The organism is Williamsia sp. z71, assembly GCF_059553375.1.
Window position 1 is genome coordinate 122738 of the sequence record NZ_JCANWX010000005.1, and the last position, 12736, is coordinate 135473.

A 12736-nucleotide genomic window follows, 5' to 3' on the forward strand; every position below is an offset into this window, starting at 1 on the left:
CGGGGGGCCGGCACCGGTTCAGCTGCCGGATCGCCCTCTCGGAACGTCACGGAACGCCAGGTTCACGTCGTGAGTCTGCTCACGCGGCATCCCGAGCAGCCGCTCGCTGATCGCGTTGCGGGCCATCTCGGTGGTGCCGCCGGCGATCGTCGAGACCTGCCGCATGAGATTGTCCACGCCGCGCTCGGCGACTGCGCCGTCGTCGCTGTCCCACGCCGCACCGGAGGCATCGGTGAGCTCGTATCCGATCGCCGTCGAGCGCACAGCGGCCACACCGGTCATCAGCCGGGCGATGCTGGCCGCCTGATCCGACACGGTCTTCTTGGCGATGCCTCGCGAAATACGCTGCTGCAGAGCATCTTTTACCACATCGAACATTCGCGCCTCGCCGATCAGGTCGCGACTGATCGGATCGTCGGCCCGGCCGGAATCCTGCAACACCTCGATCAGTTCGGGCACGCGCGAACCACCACGGGCCGAACCGGCCGGCATCGTCGTGTACGGCGAGTGATGGGCCATCCGCTCGTGGAACATCCAGCCGGTGCCGACCTTCCAGCCGTTGTCGACCTCCCCGACCCGATCGCTGTCCGGGACCCTGACGTCGGTCAGGTACTCCTGGCAGAACTCCCGCGACCCGTTGAGCAGTTCGATGCGGTGCACCTCGATGCCCGGCTGACGCAGCGGCAGCATGAAGACCGTCAGGCCGCGATGCTTGGGGACGTCCCAGTTGGTCCGGGCCAGGCAGAGTGCCCAGTCCGACCACCAGGCACCGGTGGTCCAGATCTTCGATCCGTTGAGCACCCATTCGTCACCGTCGCGCACCGCGGTGGTCAGCGCACCTGCCACGTCCGATCCGCCGCTGGGCTCGGAGAGGAACTGCATCCAGATCTCCTCGCCCTTCAGGATGGCGGGGATGTGCTGCTTTTTCTGCTCTTCGGTGCCGTAGTCGAGGATGACGCCCACGCAGGGCGCAAACGTCGGCGACTGCAGACGGGCCGGGTACTCGTAACCGCCGAGTGCGTCGTCGAAAGCCTTCAGGTGTGCCCGGGTCAGACCGCGACCGCCGTACTCGCGCGGTATGCAGATCCCGGCGAACCCTTCGTCGTAGAACATGCGCTGGATTTCACGCTCGCGGGCCACGAGGGCCACTTCTTCCTCGTCGCTGCCCTCGTTGCGCATCACCCCGATGTGGGCGGCCGGGTCGGATCGCTTGAGATTGTCCTGAATCCAGGCGCGGGCCCGGGCGGAAAAGTCCTCGACGGATTCCATCTCGGTGTCGGCGGTGTCGGTCTTGGGGGCGGTCATACCGTGGCCTCCTGGCGCAGAACGATGTCGGCGATGCGTTGCCGGTGATCGGCGGGAACGCCGAAAGTGGATCGATTGGCGCTCGCGCGCCGGCTGTACAGGTGCAGATCGTGTTCGAAGGTGACACCGATCCCGCCGTGGATCTGCACGCAGTCCTGCATCAGTTCCTCGCCGTACTGACCGATGTACGCCTTGGCCGCACTGACGACCTCCGCGGCGTTCGGGGCCTGCGCGGCAACCGCCGCAGCGGCGGCGTCAGCGACGGCGTGACCGGCCTCGAGCCACATCTTCATGTCGGCAAAACGATGCTTGATCTCCTGGTATGAGGCCAGGGCCCGACCGAACGAGTAGCGGTCGAAGGCCCACTCCAGGGTCATGTCGAACACCGATTGCATCGCGCCGACCGACTCGGCGCAGTTGATCACGATCGCCACCTGGCAACCCCGGGTGACGGCCTCGCGGGCCTGCCCCGGCTCACCGACCAGCGCCGAGAGTGGCACGCGCACCTCGTCGAAGTCGACGGCGGCGTACCGCCGGGTCAGGTCGATCGATTGCAGGGGTTTAACCGTGACACCGGTTGCAGTCCGTGGAACGAGCACCTGCGACAGGCCTTCCCCGGTCCGCCCGACGACGAGCAGGTGGTCGGCCGCAGCGGCCCCTTCGACCGGGCGCTTGGCACCCTGGACAACCACCTCGTCACCATCGATGGTGATCAAGGTGTCCCGGACCGCAACCAGAGATTTCGCGTTCGGCCGGGCGAGCGCCCAGGCCGCGGTCGCGGTGCCGGCCAGCAGTTCCTCGAGTACGGCGCCATGCTCTTCGGACCCGTAGGTGTTCAGCAGCGAGGCGACGACATTCGTGGGCAGCAAGGGGCCCGGCGCGGCATGGCGTCCGAACTCATGGGCAACCAGCGTGAGATCGGCGAGCCCGGAACCGCTGATGGATCCACCACCGCGTTGCTCGTCGACCAGCAGGCTGGTCCAGCCCAGTTCGGCACCTTTGCGCCAGTAGTCCGACGGATACCCGACGGGATCGTCCCGGAGACGACGGAGTTCGGCCACCGGCACCTTCGCCGACAGGAACCTGTCCGTGGTGTCCCGGAAGAACTCTTGATCGTCGGTCAGCTCCAACAACATGGGCGTGCACGTCCTCACCTCGGTCGCACCTGCGAATACATAGATCTCTCTGAGCGAGAACGTAATTCTCATCCAGAATTCAATTAGTAGCCGCTCGGTGCCCACCGAGGCAAGTGGAAGCGGGTCGACATCGGTGCCGACGTACCATTTGGCGATGACTTTCCAGGGATTCCCAGAGGCCGCGCTGGATTTCTATGACGACTTGGAGCAGGACAACTCGAAGGCGTTCTGGGAAGCGCACAAGCAGACGTATCAGCGCGCCGTCGCCGGACCGATGAACCAACTCGCCGAGGCGTTGAGCGACGAGTTCGGACAGGCCAAGGTCTTTCGCCCGTATCGCGATGTCCGCTTCGCCAAGGACAAGACGCCGTTCAAGACCCATCAGGGAGCGTTTGTCGCCGTCGGACCGGCCACCGGCTACTACGTGCAGATCGGTGCACCGGGCGTGAAGATCGCCGCCGGATTCTACGATTCGACGCCCGAACGGCTCGCGAACCTGCGCGCCGCCATCGACAACGACCTGTTCGGTCCCGAGCTCGAGAAGATCATCGAGACCTTGCGCGCCGGCGGATGGGAGATCGGCGGCGCGACGCTGAAGACCGCGCCGCGTGGATGGGACAAAGACCATCCACGGATTGCCCTACTGCGGCACAAAACCCTCACCGTGAGCCAGGACTTCGGATTCGACGACTTCATCCACACACCCGAACTCATCGAGCGCATCCGGGCGGGCTGGCGCGAAGGCACACCACTGGTCGAATGGGCGATGCAACACGGCTGAGCTGGGGTCAGAACGACGGAACCGGGAACGGGGTCCGAAACACTGCCGGGGAGGGCAACGAAAAAGGACGCCGCTTGGGCGACGTCCTCTTCTATGTGGTCCCGGCTGGGATCGAACCAGCGACCTTCCCGGTGTGAACGGGACGCTCTTCCACTGAGCCACGGGACCAGTTTGTCGTGACCAGATCCTTCGGTCTCGACCGGAAGACATTAACACGATGACCCTGCGTGCAACCAAATCGCAAGGTCGATCCCACCGACCCCACCAACACCACCCGAAACTCGATCAACATCGGCGCCGCTTCACCCGAAATCCGCCTGATCAGGCGATTTGTGACTTTGCGGGTCGGTCCGATAATGTTTGTCCTCGTTGCCAGGACAGCACGACCAAGACCCTGGTTCCGAATGCGGATGTAGCGCAGCTGGTAGCGCATCACCTTGCCAAGGTGAGGGTCGCGGGTTCGAATCCCGTCATCCGCTCGAAGATCGAGATTCACCGTGGCGGTGTGGCCGAGTGGTGAGGCAACGGCCTGCAAAGCCGTGCACACGGGTTCGATTCCCGTCGCCGCCTCCATTGTTTGAATAGGCTTACAACTGAACAAGATCTAGCGCGATTAGCTCAGCGGGAGAGCGCTTCCCTGACACGGAAGAGGTCACAGGTTCAATCCCTGTATCGCGCACCATCGTCGAAGAAGCCCCGGCTTGTACCGGGGCTTCTTCAACGAATGCGGATGTAGCGCAGCTGGTAGCGCATCACCTTGCCAAGGTGAGGGTCGCGGGTTCGAATCCCGTCATCCGCTCCAAACAGATCGAATCCCCATGAACAGGCGCGATTAGCTCAGCGGGAGAGCGCTTCCCTGACACGGAAGAGGTCACAGGTTCAATCCCTGTATCGCGCACCATGGTTCGAAAAGAGAAACCCGGCCCCCAGGCCGGGTTTTTCTCGTGTCCAGATATGTCGATACGCAGCGCGAACGGGCACTGCATGCCGCGGCACAGCGCATCTGCGCCACGTTCGTCTGAGTCCAGAACATCCCCCGCACTCCCCCGGTCGGGCCGCCACGGCGGCCCGGCTTTTTTTTCGGTGAATAAATTCGCTTGACCGGCACTCAAGTCAGTGCTTGAGTGGCAGTCAAATGAAAATGACACGCACCTACACCCAGACCGGTCGCGCCGAGAGCAAAGTCGCCACCCGCGAGCGGATTCTCGCCGCCGCGAAAGACCTCTTCATGGAGAGGTCCTTCGAGGATGTGACCCTGGCCTCGATCGCCAAGGCATCGGGTGTCTCGCACCAGACGGTGCTCAATCATTTCGAATCCAAGGCCGGGGTGGTTCGCGGATTGGCGGAGTCGTTGGCGGAGCAGACCAACGCCGCCCGTCACGCCGCGCGGCCCGGCGACGTCCGCGGTGCCATCAACGCACTGGTCGGTGAGTACGAGCTGATGGGTGATGCGAACGTCCGATGGGCGATGTCGGCGGACCGATTTCCCGACCTGGCAACCGCCCTCGACAAGGCGCGGACCCTTCACCAGCAGTGGCTGGTCGCGATGTTCGGCGACCAACTGCCCACGGAACCGGCAGCCCGTGTCCACGCCCTCCATACGTTGCATGCGGCGACCGACGTCTATGTCTGGAAACTGCTCCGGCGCGATCTCGGTCTGAGCCGGGCGGCCACCGAACAATCCATGGCCGACCTGGTCGTCGGCGTCCTGAGAGGAACCAGAACATGAAGGCGCACACGTACCTCTTCGCCCTGGTCGACGGCGGCGGCACCGTACCTCCTGAACTCGGCGCGGCGAGACGACTCGTCGAACGGGGCCACCGCGTCACCGTCCTCGCCGAGGATTCGATGACCTCGGACGTCGAATCCATCGGTGCGAGATTTGTGCCGTGGACCGCCGCACCCAACCGGGCGTCCCGCAGCGCCGCGGACGACCCGCTCGAGGATTGGGAATGCTCGAACCCGATCACGTTGTTCGCCCGCCTGCGCAACCGCCAATTCGTCGGCCCCGCACCTGCCTACGCCCGTGACATGGCGGACGTCATCGACTCCGTTCATCCGGATCTGGCGGTCTGCTCGTTCTTCGCGGTCGGTGCGATGGTTGCCGCGCAGGCCCGCGGGGTCCCGTTCGACGTGCCGTTCGCCAACACCTATCTCCTGCCCACGACAGGCATGCCGCCGGTTGGTCTCGGCTTGCAGCCGGCCCACGGCCGGGTGACCCGGCTCCGCGATCGCACCGTCAGGGCATTGACACTGAGCCAGTGGAACAAGGGCACCGAGGCCCTGAACAGACTGCGGGTGTCCTACGGTCTTGCGCCGGTGGCCGAGTTCTTCGACCAGATGCACGCGGCACGCAGACATCTGGTCCTGACCTCCGCCGGGTTCGACTTCCCCGCCCAGATGCCTGCGCACGTCCGGTATGTCGGCGCCGTCCTCGACGATCCCGCCTGGACCGGTGCCGACCGGTGGACCCCGCCCGCCGGTGACGCACCGCTGGTCCTGGTGGCCCTGTCCTCGACGTTTCAGGACCAGGCGGCCTGCCTGCAGCGAATCGTCGATGCGCTCGCGCAGATGCCGGTTCGTGGCTATGTGACCACCGGACCTGCGATCGACCCGACCACCCTGCACGCGCACGCCAACGTCACCGTCGTCGCGGTGGCACCTCACTCCGCGGTTCTCGAACATGCCCGTGCCGTCATCACCCATGCCGGGCACGGCACGGTGGTCCGCGCGCTGGCCGCAGGCGTGCCGATCGTGGCGTTGCCCCATGGCCGGGACCAGGCCGACAACGCAGCCCGGGTCAGCGCCCGAGGTGCCGGGATCACGCTCTCGCGCAAGGCGACGCCGGACAAGATCGCAGCGGCCACGCAGCGCGTCCTGGACACTCCGTCGTACGCGGCGGCCGCGGCCGAACTCGGCGTGATCATCAGGCGCGACGCGGCGGCGGGCACCCTGGTCGCCGAGCTCGAGGACCTCGATGTCTCCGGAGCCGTGAACCGGCAGCCATCGGCGTCAGGGTGATGATCGACCCTTGAGTTGCTCCCGATAGACCAGCAACTGGTGCCCGGGTGCGCTCGAGACACCGAAGGCGTGGAAGTCGATGGTCAGCAGACCTCGTTCGTGATGCAGAAGCTCCTTTGTTTCGTGTGTCTTCGGCGCAACGTCGTGCATCGCCCACAGCGCCGGAAACTCCGCACTGTTCCGTCGCAGCTCGGCGATGAGCTCACGAAACCGGGCCGGGGTCTCACCGAAATCGGCGCTGGCCCGCAAGTTGGCGACAGTGGCCCGGGCCGAGGCCTCCCAGTCGACGAAGAACGAGCGCCCATGTGGGTCGAGGAGCACCATCTCCAGGAGATTCCTCCGGGCGGCGAATCCACCGAACAACTCCTCCGCCTGCGCGTTCAGTGCGATCACGTCGAGGACCGGATCGAGGACAATCGCCCCTGCCTCCTGCCAGGTGTCGAGCAGCGTCAGAAGCTCGGCGGGCACCGGCCGATTCACTGCCTGCCCATCGAGCTTCCATGCGACACCGGCCAGCGCGTAGAGGTGCCGTTGCTCATCGGGTGTGAGCCGTAGGGTCCGCGCGAGGGACGCCAGGATCTGTTCCGAAGGGTGCCGCTCGCGCCCCTGCTCCATCCGCCGGTAGTAATCCACGCTGATGTCCGCATCGGTCGCCACCTCGTCGCGACGAAGGCCCGGAACGCGCCGGTGGCCCACGATAGGTATTCCGAGCAGCTCGGGCTGAACCCGGGCGCGTCGGGTCTGGAGGAACTCTCCTAGATCTGCCTGCGTCATGGTCGAAGCCTACTGTCGGACGGCAATCCGAACCCCTTGTGAGAGTGGCCCTGTCGCGGCCTCCCTCACCGTCGCTCGGACACGGACGCTGGTGAGGTGAACACAACACAGAACACCACCACTGCCCAGATCCCCGGACCTCAGATCATCGCCGGAACCCCCCTCGCCGGGAGAGTCGCCGTCGTCACCGGCGCCTCCAGCGGGATCGGCGCCGCCACCGCGGAGCGCTTCGCCGAACTCGGCGCCTCGGTCGCGCTCCTGGCCCGCCGCGGCGACCGGATCGACACACTCGAAGACCGCATCCGCGCCAAGGGCGGCATCGCTCTGGCCCTACCGACCGACCTCACCGACCGCGACGCCGTCCGGTCGACCGCGGATCGGATCGCCGACGAACTCGGCACGGTCGACCTGCTCTTCGCCAACGCCGGCGTTCAACTCATCTCCGGGATCAGCGACCTCGCCGTTGCCGATTGGGACGCGCAGATCGATCTCAACATCAAGGGCACGATGAACACGATCGGGGCATTCGTCGGCCCGTTGGAAGCGGCCGCCGCGGCAGGGCGACCGGCCGACCTCGTCGTCACATCCTCCACCGCCGCCGTCCGGTATCTCGAAGGTTTCCAGGTGTACTCGGCCACCAAGGCCTATCTCACCCAACTCACCCGGCTGCTCCGCATGGAACTCGGCCGGAAGAAGATCCGCGTCTGCGCCATCGAACCGGGCATGGTCGACACAGAACTCCCCGACCACGTGACCGACCCCTCCGCGAGCAAGCTGATGGCGGACCTCATCGAACAGATCGACGTACTGCAATCAGCGGACATCGCCGAGACCGTCGCCTTCCTCGCCTCCCTTCCCGGGCACGTGAATCTCACCGAAATCCACATCCTCCCCACCGAGCAGATCATCTGACCTGTCGTCGGCTCCGGAATCCGGGGGGGCCGGAACCGTCGACGTCAGCGCGGGAAGGGTGGTGAACTGAAAGGGTGCGTGCCCGAGACAACGTGGCCGACGTCTTGATCAAACAATGAGATTCTCCGCCGACCCGCCGACCGACAAGGATGACCAGCCGCATGACCCAGAACGACAGGGCTCAGATCCTCATCGCCGTACCCGAGGACGCGGTTGAGATCGCGGCCGTTGCCGCCGTGACCTTCCCTCTCGCCTGTCCGCCGGAACTGACCATCACCGACATCGAACACTTCGTGGCCCACAACCTCACGGCCGAACATTTCCTGGCGTTCATGGCGGATCCAACCCACCATGTCTTCAAGGCAGTCGACCCGGCCACCTCGAAGATCGCCGGGTACGCGCTCGTCGTCGACGAAGAACCCACCGACCGCGACGTACTGTCGACCATCACCGCGCGACCGGTCACCATGCTGTCGAAAATGTACGTTCTACCAGGCCATCACGGCCGCGACGCCTCGGCCGGGCTGATGGCCGCGGCTCTGAACCACGCGGCTGCGGCAGGCAGCGAACTGATCTGGCTCGGCGTCAACCAGAAGAACATCCGGGCGCAGCGCTTCTACCAGAAGATGGGTTTCGACATCGTGGGCCACAAGACCTTTCAGGTCAACGGCGCCATCTGCAACGACTTCATCTTCGCGCGCAGCCCTCAGGGAAGCCCCGCCTGATCCTTTGCGGGTCAGGGCCGTTCACCTCGGGCTGCCTTCTCGACGATCGCGACGATGCGCTTACGCTTCGTCTCCGGCCGCTTGGCCATGGCGATCTGCGTCAACGCGAATTTCCTTGCGCTGGGCGGGAATCGGTCCCAATGACCGCGCGCCGCCGGGTCGTCGTCGAGCGCAGATGCCAGTTCCGCCGGTTCGATGAGCGCCTCCGCGTCCTCGAGGAGATTCCACAAACCGGAGGCCTTGGCATCATCGATCACCGCTTGTCCCGGCGGCCGCATGCGACCTTCGGCGATCAGGTCGGCAACACGTGCCCGGTTCGATGCGGCCCACACGCTGCTACGACCCCGGCGGGTGAACCACATGCCCCGGCGATCGGCATCGACGGCTCGCGTGTGGCCGTCGATCCAGCCCCAGCACAGCGCCTCTCGCACGGCACCGTCGTAATCGAGCGGCACCCTGCCGGACTCCCTGCGCCAGAAAACCAGCCAGACACCTGGCGAGGTGTCGTGGTTGGCCTCGAGCCACCGGCTCCACTCAGCCAGATCTGCGGGGTGCAGGTGTGGCGCCGCGGGATCAGCCATGTGACCAGCCTACGGCGGACCGATCAAAACCCGGTCCGGATCGAACGCCGGCCGGCTACCTGGATTCGGCGAACCGCGACAGCGCCAGCAGCCTGGAGGTCGCCCGCAGGTACTTCTTGCGGTAACCGCCATTGAGCATCTCTTCGGTGAAGATCTCGTCGAGCTTCGACCCCGAGACCATCAGCGGGATACCGGCGTCGTACAGCCGGTCGGCGAGGACCACGATCCGCAGTGCCACCGTCTGATCGGCCGCCGGGTGCACCCCGGAGACGCAGGCGACGCTGACGCCTTCGACCAAGGCCTTGTACTTCGACGGATGCAGTTTGGCCAGATGCGCGCACAGCTCGTCGAAGTCGTCGAGCGTGGCGTTCGGGGTCTTCTCGGCCAGTTCCCGCAATTCGGCCTCGGTGGCCGGATCGGGCGCGGGCGGCAGATCACGGTGGCGGTAGTCGGGACCGTCGACGCGAATCGCCTCGAAAACCGCCGACAGCTTCTTGATCTCCCGCAGGAAATCCTGGGCTGCGAAGCGGCCCTCACCGAGCTGTCCGGGCAATGTGTTCGACGTGGCGACAATCGAGACACCCTTCGCCGAGAGTTCGGTCAGCAACCGCGACACCAGCATGGTGTCACCGGGATCGTCGAGTTCGAACTCGTCGATGCACAGCACCGAGTGCTCCGAGAGCCGCTCGAGGGCGTTGACGAAGCCGAGGGCACCCACCACGTGGGTCACCTCGACGAATGTCGCGAACGCCTTGGGCTCGGGCATCGCGTGATAGATCGACGCCAGCAGATGTGTCTTACCGACACCGAACCCGCCGTCGAGGTACAGACCGAGTCCGGCCTGTGGTGCGGACTTGCGGCCGAACAGGCCTTTCTTGCCGCCCTTGACCTTCTTGGCGCGTTCGACGAAGGCGCGGGCCGCGGCAACCGCCTGGGCCTGACTGGGCTCGTTGGGATCGGGTATGTAGGAGTCGAAACTGACCTCGTCGAACATCGACGGCGGGACCATCTCACCGATGAGGGCCTCGGGTGCGACCTGCGGCGTGCGGTCGCTCAGACGTGCTGGCATGTCGCGAGCCTAGTCAAGTGGTCAGAATGGTTCCGTGCACCCATTGACGAAAGCGACCCAGCTCACAGGAACCCGGGGCGTCGACCGCGCGGGAACCACGGTTGCGGAGCTGTGTCCCGAGGCTCTCGCCGACCTCTACGCCTATCCCCCGGCCCCGGCGGGCGCTGTCGTGATGCGCGCCAACATGATCGGTTCCATCGACGGTGGCGCGGCGGTGGACGGTCTCTCCGGCGGCCTCGGTGGCGACGGGGACCGTCGGCTGTTCATGGTGCTGCGCGGACTGGCCGACGTGGTGGTCGTCGGGGCAGGGACCGCGGTCGCGGAAGGTTACGGGCCGGTGCAGCCCAACCCCGACATGGCCGGACGTCGCGCCGGCTTGGGTCAATCGCCCGTGGCGACACTGGCATTGGTGAGCAACGCGCTCACCATCGCGCCCGACAATCCACTGATCACCGACCCCGGAACCGAGATCCTCACCTGCCGCGACGCCCCCGCGGACGCCCGGGCACGTCTCGTCGACGCCGGTGCCACGCTCGTCGACTGTGGCACCGACAGTGTCGACATGACCGCGGTCGCGGCCCATCTGGCCGGCAGTGGCCGGTGGCGGGTCCTCTGCGAAGGGGGTCCGTCGCTGCTCGGCACACTGATCGAGAAGGACCTGCTCGACGAGTTGTGCGTCACCGTCGCACCGGTGCTCACCGCCGGCGACGCCAGGCACCTCACCGCAGGCGGCACCGCGGCCCGGCAGATGCGGCGGGCTCACGTCCTGGCCGACGACGAGGACTACCTGTACGTGCGCTGGGTGCGCGATCCGCGATGACCGCCCGCGCCAGTACCCTCGCCATCATGCGACGCCCCACCGTGATCCGCCGACGGCTCCGACTGTGCGCGATTGCCACGGCAGTGACCATCGGTGCGTTCACCGGATGCTCCGCCGGTCCGGACCCCGGTCCCGATCTGGTGATCGAGCAGGACGGTGACGGCGGGCAGGCGCCATCGACCGCCGAGGCACCGCCGGAACTGGCGGCCCCGGCGTCGGACCTGAATTGGACCGAGTGCACCGACGCGACGGTCGAACGCCTCGGCGTCGCCGCGCTCCCCGACGGCATCACCCTCGACTGCGCCAACTACACGAACTCGGTCACCCCCGGTGTCCAGAGCATCGATTCCGTTCTGGTGTCCGCGGTGCGGGCCCGATCATCGGCGACCCCCGCCGAGGCACCTCCGTTGGTCCTGACCTCGGGCACCGACCTCGCGTCGGCCCGAACGCTGGTCTCGCTGGCCGCAGGCGGCGGCAGCGCCCTGCTCGCCGGTAACCCGGTGGTCGCCGTCGACCGCAGAGGCACCGGCGAGTCGACCCCGCTCGACTGCATGACCAACCTCGAACGGAACACCCTGCTCAGCAACGGCTTCAGCGAGTCAGCTGATGCGAGCGCGGACCGCGAACGCCGCCTGGCCGCGGCGGGAACCTCCGCATCCGACGGCTGCACCGAGACGCTGAGCCCTCACCAGGTGCAGTTCACCACCAACAATGCGGCCGCCGACCTCGAGGAACTGCGTGTCCTGTGGGACGTCGAGCACATCGGGATCATCGGAGTCGGCAACGGCGCCGCGGTGGCACTGGCGTACGCCGGTCTGTACACCGACCATGTCGCCCGACTGATCCTGGACACCCCGGCCCCGTACGGCGCCAACGCCCAGAACTCGGCCCAGCAGATCGCCGAGGGAACCAACGCCGCGCTGCGGACCTTCGCCGAACAGTGCCGGGCACTGAGTTGTTCTCTCGGCGCCGATCCCGCGGCCACCATCGCCGGACTCCTCGAACGGGCCCGGGCCGGGAACGTCGGCGGATTCTCCGACACCGACATCCTCCTCGCGGCGACCACCACGATCGCCCTGACACCCGGTGACCGGCCCGCGGTCATCGCCGCCACCTCCGACCTGCTGAGCAAGGCCGACGACGGCACCCTGGGCCCGCTGCGAACCGCGATCGAACAGTCCCGTGAACTGCGCGGCGGTGACGGCCAACTGCTCTCACGCTGCAACGACACCACCGAACCGGTCGGCCAGAACCAGGTCGCGGATCTGCTCGCCGAATGGAGTCAGCAATATCCGCTGACCGGCAGCAATGCCGCACTCGGTCTCCTGCGCTGCAACGGGTTCCCTTCCGGCGACGCACCGCCGTCGCTGCGCGAGCTACCGGTGCCGGTTCTGGTCCTCCGTGGCGCCGGTGACCCGATCAACGGGCCGGTCGCCACCGACGGTGTCAACGGTGGCCTGGTGGGCGCCGGTGCCGACTTCTCGATGCTGACGTGGGAAGGGCTCGGGTACTCGGTGACCGCGCATTCGGACTGTGCCGGCCAGGCCGTGATGGCGTATGCGCACTCCGGAACACCCCCGACGACGGGCGCTTGTCCGGCCTGAGTCCCGTG

12 protein-coding genes and 6 tRNA genes are annotated in these 12736 nt (G+C 66.4%); 12 read left to right on the plus strand and 6 right to left on the minus strand.

All coding sequences use genetic code 11. From position 1 onward, the window contains the following. Nucleotides 1-18: 18 nt before the first annotated feature. Nucleotides 19-1305: an acyl-CoA dehydrogenase family protein gene (locus tag AC51GR_RS13575; protein ID WP_496325170.1), complete on the minus strand. Its 1287-nt coding sequence runs from the start codon at nt 1303-1305 to the stop codon at nt 19-21. Next, complete coding sequence (locus tag AC51GR_RS13580) at nt 1302-2441, minus strand: acyl-CoA dehydrogenase family protein (protein WP_496325171.1); 1140 nt, start codon at nt 2439-2441, stop codon at nt 1302-1304. Before AC51GR_RS13580 ends, AC51GR_RS13575 begins: the two co-directional genes overlap by 4 nt. Nucleotides 2442-2595: 154 nt before the next feature. Here AC51GR_RS13580 and AC51GR_RS13585 point away from each other — a divergent pair, with 154 nt between their 5' ends. Beyond that, on the plus strand, nt 2596-3222 hold the full coding sequence (locus tag AC51GR_RS13585) for a DUF2461 domain-containing protein (RefSeq protein ID WP_496325172.1): 627 nt from the start codon (nt 2596-2598) through the stop codon (nt 3220-3222). 96 nt (nt 3223-3318) lie between these two features. Here AC51GR_RS13585 and AC51GR_RS13590 read toward each other — a convergent pair. Beyond that, nucleotides 3319-3390: transfer RNA gene (locus AC51GR_RS13590), tRNA-Val, on the minus strand. Nucleotides 3391-3628: 238 nt separating this feature from the next. On the opposite strand from AC51GR_RS13590, the gene AC51GR_RS13595 reads away from it, so the two are divergent. From AC51GR_RS13595 to AC51GR_RS13625, 7 genes are all read left to right on the plus strand, one after another. Then, nucleotides 3629-3701 (plus strand) — tRNA-Gly (locus AC51GR_RS13595). A gap of 20 nt (nt 3702-3721) precedes the next feature. Continuing rightward, nucleotides 3722-3795 (plus strand) — tRNA-Cys (locus AC51GR_RS13600). A 34-nt stretch (nt 3796-3829) separates the two neighbouring features. Beyond that, nucleotides 3830-3904, plus strand: a tRNA-Val gene (locus tag AC51GR_RS13605). Nucleotides 3905-3948: 44 nt separating this feature from the next. Then, a tRNA-Gly gene (locus AC51GR_RS13610) sits at nt 3949-4024 on the plus strand. A gap of 24 nt (nt 4025-4048) precedes the next feature. After that, nucleotides 4049-4123: transfer RNA gene (locus AC51GR_RS13615), tRNA-Val, on the plus strand. A 240-nt stretch (nt 4124-4363) separates the two neighbouring features. Then, nucleotides 4364-4951 (plus strand): TetR/AcrR family transcriptional regulator, encoded by a 588-nt coding sequence (locus tag AC51GR_RS13620; RefSeq protein WP_496325173.1) that lies wholly within the window; start codon nt 4364-4366, stop codon nt 4949-4951. Next, nucleotides 4948-6243, plus strand: a complete 1296-nt coding sequence (locus AC51GR_RS13625; RefSeq protein ID WP_496325174.1) for a glycosyltransferase — start codon at nt 4948-4950, stop codon at nt 6241-6243. Before AC51GR_RS13620 ends, AC51GR_RS13625 begins: the two co-directional genes overlap by 4 nt. Here AC51GR_RS13625 and AC51GR_RS13630 read toward each other — a convergent pair. After that, nucleotides 6235-7017 (minus strand): helix-turn-helix transcriptional regulator, encoded by a 783-nt coding sequence (locus AC51GR_RS13630; RefSeq protein ID WP_496325175.1) that lies wholly within the window; start codon nt 7015-7017, stop codon nt 6235-6237. The genes AC51GR_RS13625 and AC51GR_RS13630 overlap by 9 nt on opposite strands. Nucleotides 7018-7113: 96 nt before the next feature. Between AC51GR_RS13630 and AC51GR_RS13635 the strand changes: the two genes are divergently transcribed. Together AC51GR_RS13635 and AC51GR_RS13640 are read left to right on the plus strand one after the other, a co-directional pair. Further along, nucleotides 7114-7929: an SDR family oxidoreductase gene (locus AC51GR_RS13635; RefSeq protein ID WP_496325176.1), complete on the plus strand. Its 816-nt coding sequence runs from the start codon at nt 7114-7116 to the stop codon at nt 7927-7929. 161 nt (nt 7930-8090) lie between these two features. Further along, nucleotides 8091-8654, plus strand: a complete 564-nt coding sequence (locus AC51GR_RS13640; RefSeq protein ID WP_496325177.1) for a GNAT family N-acetyltransferase — start codon at nt 8091-8093, stop codon at nt 8652-8654. An 11-nt stretch (nt 8655-8665) separates the two neighbouring features. Here the strand turns inward: AC51GR_RS13640 and AC51GR_RS13645 are convergent, their stop codons facing one another. After that, on the minus strand, nt 8666-9235 hold the full coding sequence (locus AC51GR_RS13645) for a YdeI/OmpD-associated family protein (protein WP_496325178.1): 570 nt from the start codon (nt 9233-9235) through the stop codon (nt 8666-8668). A gap of 55 nt (nt 9236-9290) precedes the next feature. Next, the gene (zapE, locus tag AC51GR_RS13650) at nt 9291-10304 is read right to left on the minus strand and encodes a cell division protein ZapE (RefSeq protein WP_496325179.1); all 1014 of its coding nucleotides are present in this window, start codon (nt 10302-10304) and stop codon (nt 9291-9293) included. Nucleotides 10305-10338: 34 nt separating this feature from the next. On the opposite strand from zapE, the gene AC51GR_RS13655 reads away from it, so the two are divergent. Both AC51GR_RS13655 and AC51GR_RS13660 read left to right on the plus strand, forming a co-directional pair. Continuing rightward, on the plus strand, nt 10339-11124 hold the full coding sequence (locus tag AC51GR_RS13655; RefSeq protein WP_496325180.1) for a dihydrofolate reductase family protein: 786 nt from the start codon (nt 10339-10341) through the stop codon (nt 11122-11124). Nucleotides 11125-11150: 26 nt separating this feature from the next. Next, a complete protein-coding gene (locus tag AC51GR_RS13660; RefSeq protein ID WP_496325181.1) occupies nt 11151-12728 on the plus strand; it encodes an alpha/beta hydrolase in 1578 nt (525 codons plus the stop codon). Nucleotides 12729-12736: the final 8 nt, after the last annotated feature.

Coding starts and splice junctions, on each gene's coding strand:
- AC51GR_RS13575 (WP_496325170.1), bottom strand. CDS start 1,305: ATGACCGCCCCCAAGACCGACACCGCCGACACCGAGATGGAATCCGTC.
- AC51GR_RS13625 (WP_496325174.1), top strand. CDS start 4,948: ATGAAGGCGCACACGTACCTCTTCGCCCTGGTCGACGGCGGCGGCACC.
- AC51GR_RS13640 (WP_496325177.1), top strand. CDS start 8,091: ATGACCCAGAACGACAGGGCTCAGATCCTCATCGCCGTACCCGAGGAC.
- AC51GR_RS13580 (WP_496325171.1), bottom strand. CDS start 2,441: ATGTTGTTGGAGCTGACCGACGATCAAGAGTTCTTCCGGGACACCACG.
- AC51GR_RS13660 (WP_496325181.1), top strand. CDS start 11,151: ATGCGACGCCCCACCGTGATCCGCCGACGGCTCCGACTGTGCGCGATT.
- AC51GR_RS13585 (WP_496325172.1), top strand. CDS start 2,596: ATGACTTTCCAGGGATTCCCAGAGGCCGCGCTGGATTTCTATGACGAC.
- AC51GR_RS13630 (WP_496325175.1), bottom strand. CDS start 7,017: ATGACGCAGGCAGATCTAGGAGAGTTCCTCCAGACCCGACGCGCCCGG.
- zapE (WP_496325179.1), bottom strand. CDS start 10,304: ATGCCAGCACGTCTGAGCGACCGCACGCCGCAGGTCGCACCCGAGGCC.
- AC51GR_RS13620 (WP_496325173.1), top strand. CDS start 4,364: ATGACACGCACCTACACCCAGACCGGTCGCGCCGAGAGCAAAGTCGCC.
- AC51GR_RS13645 (WP_496325178.1), bottom strand. CDS start 9,235: ATGGCTGATCCCGCGGCGCCACACCTGCACCCCGCAGATCTGGCTGAG.